The 19872-nt window shown below is 69.8% G+C and carries 20 protein-coding genes; 8 read left to right on the plus strand and 12 right to left on the minus strand.

Going from position 1 to position 19872, the window contains the following annotated elements:
• Positions 1-307: 307 nt before the first annotated feature.
• Complete coding sequence (locus tag RM1_RS09100) at positions 308-601, plus strand: hypothetical protein (protein ID WP_072751006.1); 294 nt, start codon at positions 308-310, stop codon at positions 599-601.
• A gap of 87 nt (positions 602-688) precedes the next feature.
• On the opposite strand, the gene hemW is transcribed toward RM1_RS09100, so the two are convergent.
• Positions 689-1885 (minus strand): radical SAM family heme chaperone HemW, encoded by a 1197-nt coding sequence (hemW, locus tag RM1_RS09105; protein ID WP_072751007.1) that lies wholly within the window; start codon positions 1883-1885, stop codon positions 689-691.
• Between the two features lie 143 nt (positions 1886-2028).
• Here hemW and RM1_RS27160 point away from each other — a divergent pair, with 143 nt between their 5' ends.
• From RM1_RS27160 to RM1_RS09130, 6 genes are all read left to right on the plus strand, one after another.
• Positions 2029-2112, plus strand: coding sequence for an Ms4527A family Cys-rich leader peptide (locus RM1_RS27160; protein ID WP_354581628.1), 84 nt, complete (start codon positions 2029-2031; stop codon positions 2110-2112).
• A 121-nt stretch (positions 2113-2233) separates the two neighbouring features.
• Positions 2234-3931 (plus strand): nitrite/sulfite reductase, encoded by a 1698-nt coding sequence (locus tag RM1_RS09110; RefSeq protein ID WP_027499952.1) that lies wholly within the window; start codon positions 2234-2236, stop codon positions 3929-3931.
• Complete coding sequence (locus RM1_RS09115; RefSeq protein ID WP_072751008.1) at positions 3928-4650, plus strand: phosphoadenylyl-sulfate reductase; 723 nt, start codon at positions 3928-3930, stop codon at positions 4648-4650. Before RM1_RS09110 ends, RM1_RS09115 begins: the two co-directional genes overlap by 4 nt.
• Entirely contained in the window at positions 4647-5582 is a 936-nt protein-coding gene (cysD, locus tag RM1_RS09120) for a sulfate adenylyltransferase subunit CysD (protein WP_027499950.1), read from the plus strand. Before RM1_RS09115 ends, cysD begins: the two co-directional genes overlap by 4 nt.
• Complete coding sequence (locus RM1_RS09125) at positions 5582-6865, plus strand: sulfate adenylyltransferase subunit 1 (protein ID WP_072751009.1); 1284 nt, start codon at positions 5582-5584, stop codon at positions 6863-6865. Before cysD ends, RM1_RS09125 begins: the two co-directional genes overlap by 1 nt.
• Before the next feature lie 40 nt (positions 6866-6905).
• Positions 6906-7670, plus strand: a complete 765-nt coding sequence (locus RM1_RS09130; RefSeq protein WP_072751112.1) for a sirohydrochlorin chelatase — start codon at positions 6906-6908, stop codon at positions 7668-7670.
• Here the strand turns inward: RM1_RS09130 and RM1_RS09135 are convergent.
• The 8 genes from RM1_RS09135 to RM1_RS09170 all read right to left on the minus strand — a co-directional run bounded on the left by RM1_RS09135 (position 7667) and on the right by RM1_RS09170 (position 13807).
• Positions 7667-8923 carry an RNA polymerase sigma factor gene (locus RM1_RS09135; protein ID WP_072751113.1) on the minus strand — a complete coding sequence of 419 codons (1257 nt, stop codon included), beginning with the start codon at positions 8921-8923 and terminating at the stop codon, positions 7667-7669. The two genes, RM1_RS09130 and RM1_RS09135, sit on opposite strands and share 4 nt — an antisense overlap.
• A 5-nt stretch (positions 8924-8928) precedes the next feature.
• Positions 8929-9273, minus strand: coding sequence for a YciI family protein (locus tag RM1_RS09140; protein WP_072751010.1), 345 nt, complete (start codon positions 9271-9273; stop codon positions 8929-8931).
• 165 nt (positions 9274-9438) lie between these two features.
• Positions 9439-10431: a sulfate/molybdate ABC transporter ATP-binding protein gene (locus RM1_RS09145; protein ID WP_027499945.1), complete on the minus strand. Its 993-nt coding sequence runs from the start codon at positions 10429-10431 to the stop codon at positions 9439-9441.
• Positions 10428-11204, minus strand: a complete 777-nt coding sequence (cysW, locus tag RM1_RS09150) for a sulfate ABC transporter permease subunit CysW (RefSeq protein ID WP_425528705.1) — start codon at positions 11202-11204, stop codon at positions 10428-10430. The genes RM1_RS09145 and cysW overlap by 4 nt, the downstream gene beginning before the upstream one ends.
• Positions 11205-11230: 26 nt before the next feature.
• Positions 11231-12136 (minus strand): sulfate ABC transporter permease subunit CysT, encoded by a 906-nt coding sequence (cysT, locus tag RM1_RS09155; RefSeq protein ID WP_027499943.1) that lies wholly within the window; start codon positions 12134-12136, stop codon positions 11231-11233.
• Positions 12137-12152: 16 nt separating this feature from the next.
• On the minus strand, positions 12153-13199 hold the full coding sequence (locus tag RM1_RS09160; RefSeq protein ID WP_072751011.1) for a sulfate ABC transporter substrate-binding protein: 1047 nt from the start codon (positions 13197-13199) through the stop codon (positions 12153-12155).
• A gap of 176 nt (positions 13200-13375) precedes the next feature.
• Complete coding sequence (locus tag RM1_RS27165) at positions 13376-13516, minus strand: Ms4533A family Cys-rich leader peptide (RefSeq protein WP_369693532.1); 141 nt, start codon at positions 13514-13516, stop codon at positions 13376-13378.
• 84 nt (positions 13517-13600) lie between these two features.
• Positions 13601-13807, minus strand: a complete 207-nt coding sequence (locus RM1_RS09170) for a hypothetical protein (RefSeq protein WP_072751013.1) — start codon at positions 13805-13807, stop codon at positions 13601-13603.
• A gap of 125 nt (positions 13808-13932) precedes the next feature.
• Between RM1_RS09170 and RM1_RS09175 the strand changes: the two genes are divergently transcribed.
• Positions 13933-15876 (plus strand): glycoside hydrolase family 15 protein, encoded by a 1944-nt coding sequence (locus tag RM1_RS09175; protein ID WP_072751114.1) that lies wholly within the window; start codon positions 13933-13935, stop codon positions 15874-15876.
• Positions 15877-15898: 22 nt separating this feature from the next.
• On the opposite strand, the gene RM1_RS09180 is transcribed toward RM1_RS09175, so the two are convergent.
• The 3 genes from RM1_RS09180 to lepA all read right to left on the minus strand — a co-directional run bounded on the left by RM1_RS09180 (position 15899) and on the right by lepA (position 19814).
• Complete coding sequence (locus RM1_RS09180; protein ID WP_072751115.1) at positions 15899-16885, minus strand: ABC transporter substrate-binding protein; 987 nt, start codon at positions 16883-16885, stop codon at positions 15899-15901.
• Positions 16886-16954: 69 nt separating this feature from the next.
• The gene (locus RM1_RS09185) at positions 16955-17884 is read right to left on the minus strand and encodes an NAD(P)H-dependent flavin oxidoreductase (protein WP_072751014.1); all 930 of its coding nucleotides are present in this window, start codon (positions 17882-17884) and stop codon (positions 16955-16957) included.
• A 46-nt stretch (positions 17885-17930) separates the two neighbouring features.
• The gene (gene lepA / locus RM1_RS09190; RefSeq protein ID WP_281252132.1) at positions 17931-19814 is read right to left on the minus strand and encodes a translation elongation factor 4; all 1884 of its coding nucleotides are present in this window, start codon (positions 19812-19814) and stop codon (positions 17931-17933) included.
• Positions 19815-19872: the final 58 nt, after the last annotated feature.

The following is a 19872-nucleotide window of genomic DNA, read 5'->3' on the forward strand; positions in this document are numbered from 1 at the left end:
GCTAGGGCCCGGGCACCAGCCCACTTGTGCCGCTGCGGTACCCGTACACGCCCTCTCGGAGGCGGGTCGCGGCCCGGCTGCTGCGGGCGATCGTCGCCCGCGACGTTCGCAGGCGGCTCACGGGAACCCGTCGGTGACGCGCGGAGGCCAGATTGCCCCGCAGTCCGTGCCGGTTCCGTTTAACGGTTGACCTGCAACGACGCCGCATTCCGAATTCGACTGCCGGCCCGGCTGACTCGCCCTACTCTGGCCGACCGGGGGCCGGGTGTGGGCCGCCAAGCAAGAACACTTCGAACTAGGGAATCTCATGTCACGATCTCTGGCGCGCCGTGGCGCGTCCGTCCTTGTCGCCGCGGCCATGCTCGGCGGCGGCATGACCCTCGGCGGGGGCACGGCATCGGCCGCGGAAATCTTCGGCAGCGTGAGCGCCCCCGACGGCGTCATCCTCGATCTGCCTGCAGCCCTGGTGTTGACGCTCGGGCAGGCGGCGGGCTCCGTCGGCCCTCTCGACGGGAGGTGTTTCTATCCAGGTGCGGGGCCGAGATGTCCCAGCAACACGGAGCTTTTGCTCGACTTGTTGCTGGGAAACGAGTCTTCATAAGCTCCCCGTCAGTTCGTGGCCGCAGCCAGTCGGCCGCAACTCCGCCCGCCCGGGATCCCCGGGCGGGCGGAGTTGCGTACTGAGGGTTCAGCTCAGGATGTCGCGGATGACGCCGTCGGCCAGCAACCGGCCGCGGTCTGTGAGCACCAGGCGGTCACCGGCGCGCGAGAGCAGCCCGTCCGCGACGACCTGCTCGGCGGCCGCGAGCTCGCTCGGGCGCAGGTCCGACGCAGGCAGCCCGGACCGCAGCCGCATCGTCAGCATCACCCGCTCCATGTGCCGATCCTCGGCGGTGAGCTGCTCGCTGTCCGCGACGGGCAGCTCGCCCGCTGCCAGTCGGTCGGCATAGCGCGCCGGGTGCTTGACGTTCCACCAGCGCACCCCGCCGACGTGACCGTGCGCGCCGGGGCCCGCGCCCCACCAGTCGCCGCCGTCCCAGTACCCCAGGTTGTGCCTGCACTCGGCGCCCTCCTTCGCCCAGTTCGACACCTCGTACCAGGTCAGCCCGGCGTCGGCGAGGCGCGCATCGATCCGCTCGTACCGGGCGGCGAGGACGTCGTCGTCGGGCGCGGGCAGATCCCCGCGTCGCACCTTCCTGGCCAGTGCGGTGCCGTCCTCCACGATCAGCGCGTACGCCGAGACGTGGTCGACACCCGCGGAGAGCACGGCATCCAGGGACGCGTCCAGGTCCTCGTCGCGCTCGCCTGGCGTGCCGTAGATCAGGTCAAGGTTCACGTGCTCGAACCCCGCCGCGCGCGCCTCCAGGGCCGCCGCCACCGGCCGTCCGGGGGTGTGGGTGCGGTCGAGGATCCGCAGCACGTGCTGCGCCGCGGACTGCATGCCGAGCGAGATGCGGGTGAACCCGGCCTCCCGGAGCCGGCCGAAGAACTCCGGCGAGGTGGACTCCGGGTTCGATTCGGTGGTCACCTCCGCGCCCGCGGCCAGGCCGAAGCTCGAGCGGACCGCGCCCAGCACGTCGGCGAGCCCGTCGCCGCCGAGCAGCGAGGGCGTGCCGCCGCCGACGAACACCGTCTCCGCCGCGGGCACCGCGCCCTCGGCACCGAGCATCGCGGCCGCCGCGTCCAGCTCGCGCCGCAGACCCTCGAGCCAGGACTGCGGCGACGCGGAGGTGCCCAGCTCCCCCGCCGTGTACGTGTTGAAGTCGCAGTACCCGCAGCGCGTCGCGCAGAACGGGACGTGGATGTAGATGCCGAACGGACGCGACCCCACTCCGGCCAGGGCATGGTCCGGCAGCGCAAACGCAGCAGCCACCGGCTCGGTCATCGATCCACTCACCACACCAGTGTCCCATTACACGACGACGTGACGAGCGCCACACACCGCCCTGCCTGCGCATTTCCCCCGAGTCGGGGGGAAATGGTCTCCGGATGTCGGAATCGGCGAGGTGATCTGGCACAATTGGCCGGGTGACCGGACTTGGGATTGCGCTCGTGGCTCGACGCCACGTCGATCTCAAGCGTGTCTGTAGCTGTCTGCCCTTGCCTGCGTAGACGCCATTCGCCAGCCCCCTCTCAGTCCCGGCCGGTCTCGGATGTGCCTGCGGGGACAGCCCTCCCCGTCGGCGATGCCATCACAGACCGGCGCACCGAAGAAGATTCTGGAGCGCCTCCGATGTCGCAAAGTGTCGACACTCCTCCTCCCGCCCGCGCGCCGCGGCCGGCCAAGCGCCGGGCCGAGGGCCAGTGGGCCCTCGGCTACCGCGAGCCGCTGAACGCCAACGAGCAGGCCAAGAAGGACGACAACCCCCTCAACGTCCGTGCCCGCATCGAGAACATCTACTCGAAACAGGGATTCGACAGCATCGACAAGTCCGACCTGCGCGGCCGGATGCGCTGGTGGGGCCTCTACACCCAGCGTGAGCAGGGCTACGACGGCACCTTCACCGGCGACGAGAACATCGACCTGCTCGAGGCCAAGTACTTCATGATGCGGGTGCGCTGCGACGCGGGCGCCCTCAACGTCGAGCAGCTGCGCACCATCGCAGGCATCTCGACCGAGTTCGGCCGCGACACCGCCGACCTCTCCGACCGCGAGAACGTCCAGTACCACTGGATCGAGGTCGAGAACGTCCCCGAGATCTGGAAGCGGCTCGAGTCGGTCGGTCTCAAGACCACCGAGGCCTGCGGCGACTGCCCGCGCGTCGTGCTCGGGTCCCCGCTGGCGGGCGAGTCCCTCGACGAGGTGCTCGACCCGACCCCGGCGATCGACGAGATCGTCCGCCGCTACATCGGCAAGCCCGAGTACTCGAACCTGCCGCGCAAGTTCAAGACCGCGATCTCCGGCCAGCAGGACGTCGTGCACGAGATCAACGACGTCGCGTTCATCGGCGTGAACCATCCCGAGCACGGGCCCGGCCTCGACCTGTGGGTGGGCGGCGGACTGTCGACGAACCCGATGCTTGCGCAGCGCGTCGGCGTCTGGGTGCCGCTCGACGAGGTGCCGGACGTGTGGGAGGCCGTGGTCTCGATCTTCCGCGACTACGGCTACCGCCGGCTGCGTTCCAAGGCTCGGCTGAAGTTCCTCATCAAGGACTGGGGCATCGAGAAGTTCCGCGAGGTGCTCGAGACCGAGTACCTCAAGCGGAAGCTGATCGACGGCCCGGCGCCCGAGCAGCCCAAGCGGCCCATCGACCACGTCGGCGTGCAGAAGACCCGCAACGGCCTGAACGCCGTCGGCTTCGCGCCGATCGCTGGCCGGGTCTCCGGCACCATCCTCGCGAAGGTCGCCGACGCCGCCGAGAAGGCGGGCAGCGACAAGATCCGCTTCACGCCGTACCAGAAGCTGATCATCCTCGACGTCGCCGACGACAAGCTCGATCAGCTGATCGCGGACCTCGACGAGCTGGGCCTGCCCGCCCGCCCGTCGCACTGGCGACAGAACCTGATGGCCTGCTCCGGCATCGAGTTCTGCAAGCTGTCGTTCGCCGAGACCCGCAAGCGCTCGCAGGTGCTGGTGCCCGAGCTCGAGCAGCGACTCGCGGACATCAACGCGCAGCTCGACGTGCCGATCACCATCAACATCAACGGCTGCCCCAACTCCTGCGCGCGCTCGCAGGTCGCGGACATCGGATTCAAGGGCATGCTCATCGACGACGGTGAGGGGAATCAGGTGGAGGGCTTCCAGGTTCACCTGGGAGGCAGCCTCGGATTCGACGTGGCGTTCGGCCGCAAGCTGCGCCAGCACAAGGTCGCCAGCACCGAGATGGGCGACTACATCGACCGGGTGGTCCGGCAGTTCGTCAAGCACCGCAATGCGGGCGAGCGCTTCGCCGAGTGGGCCGTCCGCGCAGACGAGGGGGATCTCCGATGACCGAAGCGAAATTGGATCTGGCCACCGCCACCGCGGACGACCTCCGCGCGCTTGCCGCTCAGGGCGCGGCGAGTCTGGACGGCGCGTCCGCGCAGGAACTCCTGCAGTGGACGGAGGACACGTTCGGGACCGACTACATCGTCGCGTCGAACATGCAGGACGGTGTCCTCGTGCACCTGGCCGCCCAGGTGCACCCCGGCGTCGACGTGCTGTTCCTCGAGACCGGCTACCACTTCGCCGAGACGATCGGCACCCGTGACGCGGTCGAGGCGGTGTACGGAGTGAACGTCATCAACGTCCAGGCCGAGGCCAGCGTCGCCGAGCAGGACGCGGCCGAGGGCAAGGACCTGTTCGCCCGCGACCCCGGCCGGTGCTGCGCGCTGCGCAAGGTCGCGCCGCTGAAGAAGGCGCTCACCGAGTACAAGGCCTGGGTGACCGGCATCCGCCGGGTCGAGTCCCCGACCCGCGCCAACGCGCCGCTGATCTCGTTCGACGAGGCGTTCGGGCTCGTGAAGATCAACCCGATCGCCGCGTGGTCCGACGACGACATGCAGGCCTACATCGACAAGCACTCGATTCTGGTGAATCCGCTTGTCGACGAGGGCTATCCATCCATCGGGTGCGCGCCGTGCACCGCCAAGCCGGCCCCCGGCGCCGATCCGCGCAGCGGACGGTGGGCCGGCAACGCCAAGACAGAATGCGGGTTGCACGCCTCATGACTGCTGAACTGACCGACATCCGACCGCAACTCGACGGCACCGACTTCGACACCCTCGCCGCCCTCGAGTCCGAGGCCATCCACATCTTCCGTGAGGTGGCAGGCGAATTCGAGCGCCCGGTGATCCTGTTCTCCGGCGGCAAGGACTCCACGGTGCTGCTGCACCTGGCGATCAAGGCCTTCTGGCCCGCGCCGCTGCCCTTCGCGCTGCTGCACGTGGACACGGGGCACAACCTGCCCGAGGTGTTGGCCTTCCGCGACCACGTGGTCGAGAAGTACAACCTGCGCCTGCACGTGGCCAAGGTCGAGGACTACCTCGCGGACGGGCGGCTCACCGAGCGGGCCGACGGCATCCGTAACCCGCTGCAGACGGTGCCGCTGCTGGACGCCATCGCCGAGAACCGCTTCGACGCGGTGTTCGGCGGCGCCCGCCGCGACGAGGAGCGGGCCCGCGCCAAGGAGCGGATCTTCTCGCTGCGCAACGCGTTCGGCCAGTGGGACCCGAAGAAGCAGCGTCCCGAGCTGTGGAACCTGTACAACGGCAAGCACTCCCCCGGCGAGCAGGTCCGGGTGTTCCCGCTGAGCAACTTCACCGAGCTCGACATCTGGCGCTACATCGCCCGCGACAACGTCGAGCTGGCCAGCATCTACTACGCCCACGAGCGCGAGGTGTACCAGCGCGACGGCATGTGGATGACCTCCGGTGTCTGGGGCGGACCGCGGGACGGCGAAGAGGTGCAGACCCTGTCGGTGCGCTACCGCACTGTCGGCGACGGCTCCACCACCGGCGCGGTGCTGTCCGAGGCTGCCGACAACGAGGCCATCCTGGCCGAGGTCGCGGCGTCCCGATTGACCGAGCGCGGCGCCACCCGTGGCGACGACCGAGTTTCCGAAGCGGCCATGGAAGACCGCAAGCGAGAGGGCTACTTCTGATGAGCGACCTCCTTCGACTCGCCACCGCGGGCAGCGTCGACGACGGCAAGTCCACACTGGTGGGCCGGCTGCTGTACGACACGAAATCCGTTCTGGCCGACCAGATCGACGCCGTCACCCGCGCGTCGGTCGACCGTGGGCTCGACACCCCGGACCTCTCGCTGCTGGTCGACGGCCTGCGCGCGGAGCGCGAGCAGGGCATCACCATCGACGTGGCGTACCGCTACTTCGCGACGCCCAACCGCACCTTCGTGCTGGCCGACACCCCCGGCCACGTGCAGTACACCCGCAACACCGTCTCCGGCGCGTCCACCGCGCAGCTGGTGATCCTGCTGGTCGACGCGCGCAAGGGCGTCATCTCGCAGACCCGCAAGCACGCAGCCGTGCTCGCGCTGCTCGGCGTGCCGAAGCTGGTGCTCGCGGTCAACAAGATCGACCTGGTCGAGAACCCCGCCCAGGTGTTCGCGGACATCTCCGAGGAGTTCAACGCGCTGACCACCTCGCTGGGGTGGGCATCCGAGGACGTCGTGGAGATCCCGGTCTCCGCGCTGCACGGCGACAACGTGGCCGTCCGCTCCGAGAACACCCCGTACTACGACGGCCCCACCCTGATCGAGCACCTCGAGTCGATCCCGGTGGATGCCGAGCCGCACCGCGTCGGCCTGCGCTTCCCGGTCCAGTACGTGATCCGGCCGCGCACCGCCGAGTTCCTCGACTACCGCGGCTACGCCGGTCAGGTGGCCGCGGGTTCGGTCCGCCCCGGCGACGAGGTGGTGATCCTGCCGTCCGGCACCCGCACCACCGTCGAGCGCGTCGACACCGCCGACGGTGAGCTCGACGTCGCGAACGCGGGGCGCAGCGTCACGCTGATCCTGGCCGACGACGTCGACGTCTCGCGCGGCGACACCATCGCCTCCGTCGAGGACGCGCCCGAGCCGATCGGCGAGTTCGAGGCGACGGTCTGCTGGCTCGCCGAGAAGCCGCTGCGGCCCGGCGCCCGGCTGCTGCTCAAGCACGGCACCCGCACCACGCAGGCGATCGTCGGCGGCATCGTGGAACGGTTCGACGAGCAGGACCTCACCACGGCGCAGAGCCCGGACACCCTCGAGCTCAACGAGATCGGCAAGATCTCGGTGCGCGTGGCGGAGCCGATCGTGGCTGACGACTACACCGTCAACCGGCACACCGGCAGCTTCCTGCTGATCGACCCGGCGGGTGGCAACACCCTCGCGGCCGGTCTGGTCGGCGACGCGATCGCCGCCGTCGAGCTCGCGCGCGTCTAGCGTCGTGTTCGACGTCCAGGCCGGGGCGCACGCCTCCCCGATGCCCGTCCCGGCGCCGCTGATCGCGGTCGCCCACGGCAGCCGCGACCCCCGCTCCGCGCGGGCGGTCGCGGCCGCGGTGGACGGCATCCGGGCGGCGCGCCCCGACCTGGACATCCGCCTCTGCTTCCTGGACCTGTCCGCCCCCTCGGTGGACCAGGCCATCGATGCGATTGCCGCCGAAGGCCATTCGTCGGCCGTCGTGGTGCCACTGCTGCTGGGCAGCGCCTTCCACGCGCGGGTGGACCTGCCCGCGCTGCTCGCGGCAGGCCGTCGCAGGCATCCCGGGCTCGACCTGGTCCAGGCCGACGTGCTCGGCGACGACCCCCGGCTGGTGTCGGCGGTGCGCGACCGCATCGCCCAGACCGGTACCGCTCTCGGCGATCCCGAGGTCGGGGTGGTGCTGGCCGCGGTCGGCTCGTCGTCGGAGGCCGCCAACGAACTCACCATGCGGATCGGCCCGCGGCTGCTGGCCGGCACCGCATGGGCGGGCGTCGAGGTCTGCTTCGCGACCACCGGACCCGGCCTGCCACAGGCAGTCTCGGCACTCCGGGCCCGCGGCGCGCGATCGATCGTCATCGCCCCGTGGTTCCTCGCGCCCGGCCTGCTCACCGACCGGATCGGCAGGTCCGCCGAGGACTGCGCCCCGCAATCGCGGCACGCCGACGTGATCGGCGCCCACCCCCTGCTCGCGGAGGTCGCGCTCGACCGGTACGCCGCGGGCGTCGGGCGGCTCGCCGCCGCCCGGGTCGAGCTCTCCGCCTAGCCCGACCGCTCGACCTCGTCGAGCCTGCGCCGCAGGTGCTCCCGTTCGGAGTCGGTGCCGACCGTCTCCAGTGCCGCCCGGTAGGCCGCCGCGGCCTCGGGGTACCGGCCCAACCGCTGCAGCAGGTCCGCGCGGGCGACCGCGTACGGGTGATAGCCGCGCAGCCGCGGCTCCCCCGCCAACCCGTCGAGCAGCGTCAGGCCCGCCTCCGGTCCGTCCCGCATCGCCACCGCCACCGCCCGGTTCAGCGCCACCACCGGCGACGGGGCCAGCGCGAGCAGCACGTCGTAGAGCGCCACCACCTGCGGCCAGTCCGTGGTCGCGACGTCCGCGGCCTCGTCGTGCAGCGCCGCGATGGCGGCCTGCACCCCGTACACACCGGGCGGGCCACCGGTCAGCGCGACCACCACCAGGGCGGCCCCCTCCGCGATGGCCGCGCGGTCCCAGTCACCGCGGTCCTGGTCGTCGAGCAGCACGAGCTCTCCGCCCGGCCCGGTCCGCGCGTCGCGGCGGGCGTGGATCAGCAGCATCAGCGCCAGCAGCCCGGCGACCTCGCGCTCGGCGGGGAGCAGCCGCCGCAGGATCCGGGCGAGCCGGATCGCCTCCTCCGCGAGGTCGGGGCGCTGCAGGTCGGGACCCGAGCTGGCCGCGTAGCCCTCGGTGAAGATCGAGTAGATCACCCCGAGCACCCCGGGCAGGCGGTCCGGCAGCTCGTCGGCCCCCGGCACCCGGAACGGGATCCGGGCCTGCCGGATCTTCTTCTTGGCCCGCACTATTCGCTGCGCCATCGTCGCGGTCGGGACGAGAAACGCCCGGGCCACCTCCGGTGTGGTCAGGCCCGCAAGGCAGCGCAGGGTCAGCGCGGCACGGTCCTCGTCCGCGAGCGCCGGGTGGGTGCAGGTGAAGAACAGCTGCAGCCGTTCGTCGGGCAGGTCCGCGAGCGCGTCCGCGGGCGGGGCCGGATCCGCCCGGTCGGCCTCGACCTGCAGGACGGCGAGCCGGGCCGCGTAGGCCTGGTCCCGCCGCAGCCGGTCTACCGCCCGACGCCGCGCCGTCGTCATCAACCAGGCACCGGGCCGGGCCGGAACGCCGTCCACCGGCCAGTGCACCAGCGCGGCCTCGATGGCCTCCGAGGTGACCTCCTCGGCGAGGTCGAGGTCGCCGAACCGGCGGACGAGCGAGGCGAGCAGCCGGCCGCGTTCCTCCCGGAACACGGACTCCACGGACGATCCGGCCGCGGCCCGCTCGTCCATCGCGGTCACTCCCCGAAGTCGGCGATCGGCCGCACCACGACCGATCCGCCACCGCGGGCACCGGGGCAACGTGCGGCCCAGTCGAGCGCGACGTCGAGGTTCGGCACATCGATCACGTAGAAGCCGCCAAGGACCTCCCTGGTCTCGGCGAACGGCCCATCGGTGACGGTCCGCGAACCGTCAGGACCGACCCGGACCGCCGTGGCGGTGGTCAGGTCCGCAAGCGATTCCCCTGACACGAAGATGCCCGCCTCGGTGACCTGCTTGTCGTAGACCATCCAGTCCTCGGGCGTGCATCCGTTTGCGATCGGATCGGTGGAGGCCGCGTTGATCAGCATCATGTACTTCATGGTTCGACTCCTGTCGTCTCGTCGTGCGGCGAGGTGCCGTACTCAATGACGACGAACGGAACCCGGTCGAATCGACACGTCCAGGAAAATAGTAGGCGGCTTCGCCGCCCGTGCGCGGTTGGCGAGTGTCTGGACTCGTCAACCGCGCACGGGCCGCGGAGCGGCCTAGGCCGGGATGTTCGGGATCAGGGTGGCGCGGGCGTAGACGGTCTCGCCCTCCTTGAGCTGCAGCGCCTCGCTGTCGCCGCGGGTCACCTGCGCCGCGAACAGGTCGCCGGTCGCGGCGTTGCGCAGCTCCACCCGCACCTCGAAGCCGAGGTGCACCACCCGCTCGACCGTCGCCCTGGTCACGCCTGCCGACTCCGCGGTGCCCGCCTTCTGCGCGACCGCCATGCTGGGGTCGCGGCCGACGCGGATGTCGTGCGGGCGCACCAGCTGACCGTTCAGCTTGGCCACCGGGCCGAGGAACGACATCACGAAGTCGTTCGCGGGCGTGTCGTACAGGTCGCGGGGGGTGCCGACCTGCTCGATCCGCCCCTTGTTCAGCACCGCGATCCGGTCGGCGACGTCGAGCGCCTCCTCCTGGTCGTGCGTGACCAGCACGGTGGTCACGTGCACCTCGTCGTGCAGCCGCCGCAGCCAGGTCCGCAGGTCCTCGCGGACCTTGGCGTCGAGCGCGCCGAACGGCTCGTCGAGCAGCAGCACCTGCGGGTCGACGGCGAGCGCGCGGGCCAGCGCCATGCGCTGCCGCTGACCACCGGAGAGCTGGGCCGGGTAGCGATGCTGGAAGCCGTCGAGGCCGACGATCTCGAGCAGCTCGTTGACCTTCTTGTCGATCTCCGGCTTCGGCCGCTTCCGGATCTTCAGCCCGAACGCGACGTTGTCCCGGACGGTCATGTGCTTGAACGCCGCGTAATGCTGGAACACGAAGCCGATGTCCCGCTTCTGCGGGGGCACGCCGGTGACGTCCTTGCCGCCGATGGTGATGGTCCCCGAGTCCGGGTTCTCCAGGCCGGCGATCGACCGCAGCAGGGTCGACTTGCCGGACCCGGACGGGCCGAGCAGCGCCGTCAGCGAACCGGCAGGGATGTCCAGCGACAGGTTGTCCAGGGCGGCGAAGTCGCCGAAGTTCTTGTTGGCGCCGATCACGGAAATCATGTGTTGCTCCTCTTGCGGTCGAGCAGCGTCATCAGCAGCAGGGTCACCAGCGCGATCCCCATCAGCAGCGTCGCCGCGCAGTAGGCCCCGTAGGTGTTGTGATCGTCGATGTAGCGCGAGTGCACGAGCAGGGTCAGGGTCTGGGAGACGCCGGGGAACCCCGAGGACACCATGATCACCGCGCCGAACTCGCCGAGCGAACGGGCCACGGTGAGCACCACGCCGTAGGTCAGGCCCCAGCGGATCGCGGGCAGGGTGATCCGCCAGAAGGTCTGCCACTTGGAGGCGCCGAGCGTCGCGGCGGCCTGCTCCTGCTCGTCGCCGATCTCGTGCAGCACCGGCTCGACCTCGCGCACCACGAACGGCAGCGTGACGAAGATGGTGGCCAGCACCATGCCAGGCAGCCCGAAGATCACCCGGAACCCGGCCTCGTCCAGCGCGCCGAACCAGCCGTTGACGCCCCACAGCAGGATCAACGAGACGCCGACGACGATCGGCGAGACCGCGAACGGCAGGTCGACGACCGCCTGCATCAGGCCGCGGCCAGGGAACCGTCCCCGGACCAGCGCCAGGGCCGTGACGATGCCGAAGATCACGTTGATCGGCACGACGATGGCCACGATCAGCAGCGAGAGGTTCAGCGCCGAGATCGCCGCAGGGGTGGAGATCGCATCGATGAAGGCGCCGATGCCCCGCTCGAACGTGCGCCACAGGATGACGCCGATCGGCACCAGCAGCAGGAAGAACAGGTAGCCGAGCGCGACGACCCGCATCCCGAGCTTCGATCCGGTCGAGAGGTTCACTGGGCCTGCTCCTCGCGTCGCTGGTTGCGGCTCGAGAGCACCCGCAACACCAACAGGGTGACGAAGGCGATCGCCAGCAACGCCACCGACACGGCGGCGGCGTTGACCGGCCGGTCGATCTCGATCTGCTGCTGGATGTACTGCGAGGTCACCTGCGTCTCGCGCGGGATGTTGCCGCCGATCAGCACCACCGAGCCGTACTCGCCGATGGCCCTGGCGAACGCCAGGCCCGCGCCGCTGATGATCGCGGGCGACAGGATCGGCAGCACCACCTTCCGGAAGATGGTCCAGTTGCTCGCGCCGAGGGACGCGGCGGCCTGCTCCACCTCCCGGTCGGTCTCGATCAGCACCGGTTGCACCGACCGGACCACGAACGGCAGCGTGACGAACGCCAGCGCGACGACGAGTCCGGGCTGGGTGGCGTTGAGCTGGACGTTGATCGGGCTGTTCGGCCCGTACAGCGCCAGCAGCACGATGCTCGCCACGATGGTCGGCAACGCGAACGGGAGATCGATGAGCGCGTTGACGATTCGCTTACCGGGGAACTCGTCGCGGACCAGCACCCAGGCGATGAGGGTGCCCATCACCACGTTGATCAGCGCGACGATGGCGGAGACGGTCACGGTCACCCGGAGCGAGGCCAGCGCGACCGGGCTGGTCACCGCCTCCCAGAACCCGCTGAGGCCGTCCTCGAACGAGGTCACCGTCAGTGCCGCGAGCGGGAGCAGCACGATGACGCTGAGCCAGAGCATCGCGACGCCGATGCCCAGCGGGCCAACGGTGCCGGTCACGGCGGTCCACTTGCGCTTCTTCGGACGGGCGGGCCGAGCGGGGGGACCGGCCTCGGTCGACTGCTGTCCCACGGTCTCGGACACCAGTCCCCCCGTCGTCGTATCAGTAATGCTGGTCACGGTCAGATTACTTGGTGGCGTTGTCGTAGATCGTGGCGATGGAGCCGGTCTCCTTCTTGAACAGGCTCTCGTCGACCGCCTTCCAGCCGCCGAGGTCCGCGATCGTCCACAGCTTCGCGGGCGCCGGGAAGTCGGCCGCGAACTCGGCAGCGACACCGGGATCGACCGGGCGGAATCCGGCCTCGGCCCACAGCTTCTGGCCCTCGGTGGTGAAGAGGAAGTCCTTGAACGCGTTGGCCTTCTCGAGGTTCTTGCTGTTGTTGATCACGGCGACCGGGTTCTCGATCTTGAACGTGACCGGCGGCGTGACGTGCTCGACCGGGTCCCCGTTGCGCTCGGCGAACAGGGCCTCGTTCTCGTAGCTCAGCAACACGTCGCCGGTGCCCTGCAGGAACGTCTCGGTGGCCTCGCGGCCGGACTTCGGCTGGACCTTCACGTGCTCGGTGACGAGCGTGTTCAGGTAGTCGAGTCCGGCCTGCGGGTTCTTACCGCCGTCGCTCTTGGCGGCGTACGGAGCCAACAGGTTCCACTTCGCCGAGCCCGAGCTGAACGGGTTGGGCGTGACCACCTCGAGGCCGGGCTGGAGCAGGTCGTCCCAGTCCTTGATGCCCTTCGGGTTGCCCTCGCGGACCACCACCGTCACGACGGAGCCGAAGGGGATCCCGTTGTAGGCGTCCTTGTTCCAGTCCTCGCTCACCAGGCCCGCGTCGACGAGGCGGGTGATGTCCGGCTCGACGGAGAAGTTGACGAAGTCGGCCTGGGCGCCGTCCTTGACCTTGCGGGACTGGTCACCCGAGGCGCCGTAGGACTGCTGGAACTCGACGTTCTTGCCCTCGTCGGTGTCATTGAAGGCCGGGATCAGCTTGTCGTAGCCGGGCTTGGGGACCGCGTAGGCAAACAGGCTGATGGTGCCCCCGCTGCCGTCGCTCGTGCCGCCCTCGGCGCCGACGGTGTCGCTCGAACCGCCGCTGCACGCGGTCAGTGCGACCGATGCGGCGGTGACGGCGGCGGCCAGCAGGAGGCCGGAACGGGTGATACGAGAGCGCGCGCTCATGTGAATTGCCTTTCACAGGTGTGCCACGAGGGCAAGGAGGTGGTGTCCGGTCCTCAGACCGCAGCGCGGGACCACTGCCGGCGACGGCGCGGTCTCACGGTGACACAGAATGGGGGTTGTCGCCCGCTACGTGGGGCGGACCGGCCGCGGCTCGATGGCTCGCGCGGCTACCGCAATCAACAACAGTCGATATCGGCGACCGCAAGCATGCCGACAGCGATCAACGCCAGTTCATGGCGGACCTGGTGCACGGCTGTTGCAGACACGCGCACGAATGTAGCAGAGCGCTCGGCCCGGATCGAACCGGAGCCGAGCACCGTTCCACTACCTGGTCAGCAGCCAGCCGATCAGGACGAGGAGGATCAGCGCGATCAGCGCAAGGGTGACGCGGGAGCGGGGCATCAGCGGGCACCTTCCTCGGTTGCGACGGTCGCGGCCGAGTCCCGGCCGAGCAGCACGAAAATCCTGGCGAGCAGCAGATCGGCTCCGGTGGCGATCCCGATCGCGAGCGGCATCATCACCGCCATCACGAGGATCAGCTGCGGAATGAAGGGCAGCCCGATCACCCAGAGCTCGAGTCCGTCCCACCAGCTGGCAATCTGCGTCACGCGGTCAGCCTATCGCCCCCACTCCGGTGGACGACCACGCCCTTCGGGCAGATGATGATGAGATGGCCCCACTCGATGATCAGACGGCCCCACTCGATGACACCGAGCAGCTCACCGATGGCGAGATGGTGCCCGCGAACCTGCCGGCGCTCATCGATCTGGAGCACCGCAGCACCTTCCCGCCCATCGACGACTACGCCTTCCTCTCCGACTGTGAGACCACCTGCCTGATCGCCCGCAACGGCTCCGTCGAGTGGATGTGCCTCCCCCGGCCCGACTCGCCGAGCGTGTTCGGCGCGGTGCTGGACCGCAGCGCCGGCCACTTCCGGATCGGCCCCTACGGCCAGAACGTCCCGGCCGCCCGCCGCTATCTGCCCGGCGGGCTGATCGTCGAGACCACGTGGCAGACCGAGACCGGCTGGCTGATCGTCCGCGACGCCCTGGTGATGGGCCCGTGGCACAACATCCAGGAACGCTCGAAGACCCATCGTCGGACCCCGACCGACTGGGACGCCGAGGGCATCCTGTTGCGCACGATCAAATGCGTCAGCGGGACCATCGAACTGGAGATGAGCTGCGAACCCGCCTTCGACTACCACCGCGCAGCCGCGAATTGGGAGTACACCGGCAAGGTCTACGAGGAGGCCACCGCCACCTGCGACGGGAGCGCTCTCGGCGCGCACCCCACCCTGCGGCTGACCACCAACTTCAAGCTCGGTCTCGAGGGCCGCGAGGCACGGATCCGCACCCGGATGCGGGAGGGCGACAACGGCTTCGTCGCGCTGTCATGGGCCGACGTGCCCCCGCCCGGTACCTTCGAGGAAGCCGCGGACAAGATGTGGCAGACCGCGGAGTGCTGGCGCCAGTGGATCACCATCGGGCGCTTCCCCGACCACCCGTGGCGCGGCTACCTGCAGCGCAGCGCGCTCGCCCTCAAGGGCCTGACCTACAGCCCGACCGGTGCCCTGCTCGCCGCCTGTACCACCTCCCTGCCGGAAACCCCTGGCGGCGAGCGCAACTGGGATTACCGGTACGCGTGGGTGCGCGACTCCACCTTCGCGCTGTGGGGCCTGTACACGCTCGGCCTCGACCGCGAGGCCAACGACTTCTTCTCGTTCATCTACGACGTGTCCAGGTCCGAGGACGGTCACCCGAACCCGCTGCAGGTGATGTACGGGATCGGCGGCGAGAAGACCCTCGAGGAGGAGGAACTCGGCCACCTGTCCGGATACGACGGGGCCCGACCGGTGCGCATCGGCAACGGCGCCTACAACCAGAACCAGCACGACATCTGGGGCACCATGCTCGACTCGGTGTACCTGCACGTGCGCTCGCGCGACCGGGTCCCGGAATCGCTGTGGCCGCTGCTCAAGCGGCAGGTCGAGGAGGCGATCGAGCACTGGCGTCAGCCCGACCGGGGGATCTGGGAGGTGCGCGGCGAACCGCAGCACTTCACCTCCTCGAAGGTGATGTGCTGGGTGGCCCTCGACCGCGGTAGCAAGTTGGCGATCCTGCACGGCGAGAAGGCGTATGCCGAGCAATGGGCGCGGATCGCCGACGAGATCAAGAACGACATCCTCGAACACGGGGTGGACGACCGGGGGGTCTTCACGCAGCGCTACGGCGACGATTCGCTGGACGCCTCGCTGCTGTTGGTCCCGCTGCTGCGGTTCCTGCCCCCGCACGACCATCGGGTGCGAGCGACCGTGCTGGCCATCGCCGACGAGCTGACCGAGGACGGCCTGGTGCTGCGGTACCGGGTGGAGACCACCGACGACGGGCTGTCCGGCGAGGAGGGCACCTTCACCATCTGCTCGTTCTGGCTGGTGTCGGCGCTGGTCGAGATCGGCGAACTGCCCCGCGCCAAGCGGCTGTGCGAACGGCTGCTCGGGTTCGCCAGCCCCCTCAAGCTGTACGCCGAGGAGATCGACCCGCGGACCGGCAGGCACCTGGGGAACTTCCCCCAGGCCTTCACCCACCTGGCGCTGATCAACGCCGTGGTGCACGTGATCCGGGCCGAGGAGGCGGGCGACACCGGCGCGTTCCAGCCCGCGCACGGTCCCACCTGAGGCGCCGCGGGTCACCCCCGCGTCAGCGGCCGATCGCCTCCAGTTGCGGGGTGATCCGGCCGAGCGCGTACCGCAGCGACGCGCTCGACGGGGTGTTGAAGCCGACCACCGTCGGGTAGTCCTCGACGGCAAGGCCGCCGCTGCCGACCGACGGCAGCGCGGCGAACCCTGGGAGCTTCATCAGGTCGTCTCGGGTGCCGCCGTTGGGCAGCATCACCACCAGGTCCGCGGTGAGGGCATCGACCCGCTCGGGGCTGAGCAGCAGCCGACCTCCCGTCGCCCCCGCCTCCTCGACGAGGCGCGGCGGCACCGTCATTCCGAGCCGGGCGAACGTCTGGCTGGCACCGTCCTTCGGGTCGGCGACGACGACCAGCTGGTTGGTCTTGAAGACGAACTGGGACAGCACCGCCGTCTTGCCCTTCAATCCCGGCAGCCGCGCGGCGAGCGCGTCGATCTCGCCGTTGGTGGCGGAGATGATCTCCTCGGCCCTGTCCTGCCTGCCGAGGATCCGGCCGAGCGCCGTCACCTGGTCCTCCCATGAGTCGACCTGCGCGTCGCCGATCTCGCCGATGGTGGGCGCGATCTTGCTGACGCGGTCGAAGTCGCTCTGGCCGGCCACGAACGATCCGAGGATCAGGTCCGGGTCCTGCGCGGCGATCTCCTCCACCGGGAGGGAGGCGCCCAGCTGGCCGAGGACGGCCCGGTCGAGCTCCACCGCCGATGCGTCAAGCGAGCCCTCCCATGGGTAGAGGCCGCGCTCGTCGCCCCGATCCCCCGCGGCCAGGTAGGCCACCGGTTGCACGCCGAACTCGAGCAGCGCGTCCAGCCACTGGCTGCCCACAGCCACGATCCGGGTCGGGGTCCCCTCGACCGTGGTGGAACCGAATCTGTGCTCGATCGTCGTCGTCCGATCGGCGCCGTCGTCGGCACCGGCGTCCGTGCCGCAACCCGCGGTTGCGATCGCCACCACCCCGAGCAGCGTCGCCGCCACCAGCCTCACCGCGCGCACCCACATCACCCCTTCGAAGTTAGCGAAGGCTAACCTTCACACACTTCGAGGGGTGGCGCCAGGGGTTCGTCAGGCGAACCGGCGCAGCAGCCGCTCCGCGTCGGCCGCGATGTTCCGCACCACCTCGCCCGCGGGACGGGCCGAGTGCACCAGGCCGACCGCCTCACCCGCGTACACCACGCCGAGGTCGGGGTCGCTCGGGTCGTAGGCCTCTGCGAGGGTCTCCTCGGACCCCTCGGCGCCGTGCCAGGCCTCGGTGAACTCGTTCGCGATCGCCCGGCCGCCCCAGCGGCTCGGCCACGGCTGGCTGCGGGCCTGGTCGAAGACCGAGGTGTACACGGTGTCGGCGCTGCCCGCCTCGACCACCCGCTCGCGGGCGTAGCCGGGTCCGATGGTCTCCGGGCTGGCCAGCAGGGCGGTACCGATCAGCGCGCCCTCCGCACCCGCGGCGATCACCGCCGCCAGCCCCCGCCCCGTCCCGATGCCGCCTGCCGCGACCACCGGCAGGTCCGTCGCGTCGAGCAGTTCCTGCAGCAGCGGCAGGGTGCCGATCTGGCCGGTGTGCCCGCCCGCCTCGCCGCCCTGGGCGATCACCAGATCCACCCCGGCCCGCTCGGCGACCCGCAGGTCGTCGAGCGTGTTCACCTGGGACACGACCGGGATCCCCGCGGCGTGTACCCGCGGCACGTAGGCTGCCGGGTCGCCGAAGGACAGCGACACCAGCACCGGCTCCTCCGCCAGCGCCGCGTCGAGCAGGGTGTCGTCGTCGTCGAGTGCCCACGTCATCAGCCCGACGCCGAACCGACCGCCGATGCGGCGGGCCACCGCCGCCTCCTCGGCCACCCACTGCGGGGTCGCGTACCGCGCCGCGCCGAGCAGCCCGAGGCCGCCCGCCTTGGACACCTCGCCGGTCAGTTCGCCGCCGGCCCTGCCGCCCATCGGCGCGCCGAGGATCGGCACCTCGATCCGCAGTTCCCTGGTCAGCCAGGTCTCGAGCATGCCGAATCCTCTCCTGTCGCGGCTACGCCGACTGTGCGCGCGGCGCCTACTTCTTCGGCTTGTCCGCCACCGACTCGTTCGACAGCGCCGCCACGAAGGCCTCCTGCGGGACCTCGACACGACCGATGGTCTTCATCCGCTTCTTGCCCTCCTTCTGCTTCTCGAGCAGCTTGCGCTTACGGCTGATGTCGCCGCCGTAGCACTTGGCGAGCACGTCCTTGCGGATCGCGCGAATGTTCTCGCGCGCAATGATCTTCGCGCCGATCGCGGCCTGGATCGGCACCTCGAACTGCTGGCGCGGGATCAGCTCGCGCAGCTTGGTGGTCATCTTGTTGCCGTAGGCGAACGCCGCGTCCTTGTGCACGATCGCACTGAACGCGTCGACGGCCTCGCCCTGCAGCAGGATGTCCACCTTCACCAGCGCGGCCTGCTGCTCGTCCGTCGGCTCGTAGTCGAGGCTGGCGTAGCCCTTGGTCCGCGACTTGAGGGCGTCGAAGAAGTCGAACATGATCTCGCCCATCGGCAGCGTGTAGCGCAACTCGACCCGGGTCTCGGAGAGGTAGTCCATGCCGCCGAGCTCACCGCGACGGCTCTGGCACAGTTCCATGATCGCGCCGGTGTACTCGCTCGGCGCGATGACGGTGCACTTGGCCATCGGCTCGTACACCTCGCGCACCCGGCCCTCCGGCCAGTACGACGGGTTGGTCACCTCGTGCTCGGTGCCGTCCTCCATCGTCACGCGGTACACCACGTTCGGCGCCGTCGAGATCAGGTCGAGGCCGAACTCGCGCTCGAGCCGGTCCCGGGTGATCTCCATGTGCAGCAGCCCGAGGAAACCGCAGCGGAAGCCGAAGCCAAGGGCCACAGAGGTTTCCGGCTCGTAGGCCAGCGCGGCGTCGTTGAGCCGCAGCTTGTCGAGCGCATCGCGCAGCACCGGGTAGTCGGAGCCGTCCATGGGGTACAGGCCCGAGTACACCATCGGCTTGGGGTCGCGGTAGCCGACCAGCGGCTCGGTCGCGCCGTTACGGAAGGTGGTGACGGTGTCACCGACCCTCGACTGGCGGACGTCCTTGACGCCGGTGATCAGGTAGCCGACCTCGCCGACGCCAAGGCCGACGGTGGGCTTGGGTTCGGGCGAGATGATGCCCACCTCGAGCAGTTCGTGGGTGGTGCCGGTCGACATCATCGTGATCTTCTCGCGGGGACGGATCTTGCCGTCCACCACTCGCACGTAGGTGACCACGCCGCGGTACGCGTCGTACACCGAGTCGAAGATCATCGCGCGCGCCGGGCCATCGGCGTCGCCGACCGGCGCGGGCACCTGCTTGACGACCTCGTCGAGCAGTTCCTTGACCCCGACCCCGGTCTTACCCGAGACCCGCAGCACGTCGTCGGGCTCACAGCCGACGATGTGCGCGATTTCCGCGGCGTAGCGGTCGGGGTCGGCCGCGGGCAGGTCGATCTTGTTGAGCACCGGGATGATGGTGAGGTCCTTCTCCATCGCCAGGTACAGGTTCGCCAACGTCTGCGCCTCGATGCCCTGCGCGGCGTCCACCAGCAGCACGGCACCCTCGCAGGCCTCCAGCGCGCGGGAGACCTCGTAGGTGAAGTCGACGTGACCAGGTGTGTCGATCAGGTGCAGGACGATCTCTTCCTTGGTGCCGTCCTCGTTCTCGACGACCCAGGGCAACCGCACGTTCTGCGCCTTGATGGTGATGCCGCGCTCGCGCTCGATGTCCATCCGGTCCAGGTACTGGGCGCGCATCTGCCGCGGATCGACCACTCCGGTCAGCTGCAGCATCCGGTCCGCGAGCGTCGACTTGCCGTGGTCGATGTGCGCGATGATGCAGAAGTTCCGGATCCGTGCGGGATCCGTGAACGTCGTGTCGGCGAAGCTGCTGATTTCGGGGCCCCTTAGCTGGACTGGCACCGACCCGAATTCGGGTCACTGTCACCTCAGAGGATATCCAAGCGGCGCCGGGCTCCGT

The sequence above is a fragment of the Rhodococcus maanshanensis NBRC 100610 genome (genome assembly GCF_001894865.1).
In the GTDB taxonomy this organism is placed as follows: Bacteria; Actinomycetota; Actinomycetes; order Mycobacteriales; family Mycobacteriaceae; genus Rhodococcus_G; species Rhodococcus_G maanshanensis.

What these genes read in the sequence shown, in the direction of transcription:
- RM1_RS09100 (WP_072751006.1), top strand. Translation starts at nt 308, where the DNA reads ATGTCACGATCTCTGGCGCGCCGTGGCGCGTCCGTCCTTGTCGCCGCG.
- hemW (WP_072751007.1), bottom strand. Translation starts at nt 1,885, where the DNA reads ATGACCGAGCCGGTGGCTGCTGCGTTTGCGCTGCCGGACCATGCCCTG.
- RM1_RS09110 (WP_027499952.1), top strand. Translation starts at nt 2,234, where the DNA reads ATGTCGCAAAGTGTCGACACTCCTCCTCCCGCCCGCGCGCCGCGGCCG.
- RM1_RS09115 (WP_072751008.1), top strand. Translation starts at nt 3,928, where the DNA reads ATGACCGAAGCGAAATTGGATCTGGCCACCGCCACCGCGGACGACCTC.
- cysD (WP_027499950.1), top strand. Translation starts at nt 4,647, where the DNA reads ATGACTGCTGAACTGACCGACATCCGACCGCAACTCGACGGCACCGAC.
- RM1_RS09125 (WP_072751009.1), top strand. Translation starts at nt 5,582, where the DNA reads ATGAGCGACCTCCTTCGACTCGCCACCGCGGGCAGCGTCGACGACGGC.
- RM1_RS09130 (WP_072751112.1), top strand. Translation starts at nt 6,906, where the DNA reads ATGCCCGTCCCGGCGCCGCTGATCGCGGTCGCCCACGGCAGCCGCGAC.
- RM1_RS09135 (WP_072751113.1), bottom strand. Translation starts at nt 8,923, where the DNA reads ATGGACGAGCGGGCCGCGGCCGGATCGTCCGTGGAGTCCGTGTTCCGG.
- RM1_RS09140 (WP_072751010.1), bottom strand. Translation starts at nt 9,273, where the DNA reads ATGAAGTACATGATGCTGATCAACGCGGCCTCCACCGATCCGATCGCA.
- RM1_RS09145 (WP_027499945.1), bottom strand. Translation starts at nt 10,431, where the DNA reads ATGATTTCCGTGATCGGCGCCAACAAGAACTTCGGCGACTTCGCCGCC.
- cysW (WP_425528705.1), bottom strand. Translation starts at nt 11,204, where the DNA reads ATGCGGGTCGTCGCGCTCGGCTACCTGTTCTTCCTGCTGCTGGTGCCG.
- RM1_RS09160 (WP_072751011.1), bottom strand. Translation starts at nt 13,199, where the DNA reads ATGAGCGCGCGCTCTCGTATCACCCGTTCCGGCCTCCTGCTGGCCGCC.
- RM1_RS09175 (WP_072751114.1), top strand. Translation starts at nt 13,933, where the DNA reads ATGGTGCCCGCGAACCTGCCGGCGCTCATCGATCTGGAGCACCGCAGC.
- RM1_RS09185 (WP_072751014.1), bottom strand. Translation starts at nt 17,884, where the DNA reads ATGCTCGAGACCTGGCTGACCAGGGAACTGCGGATCGAGGTGCCGATC.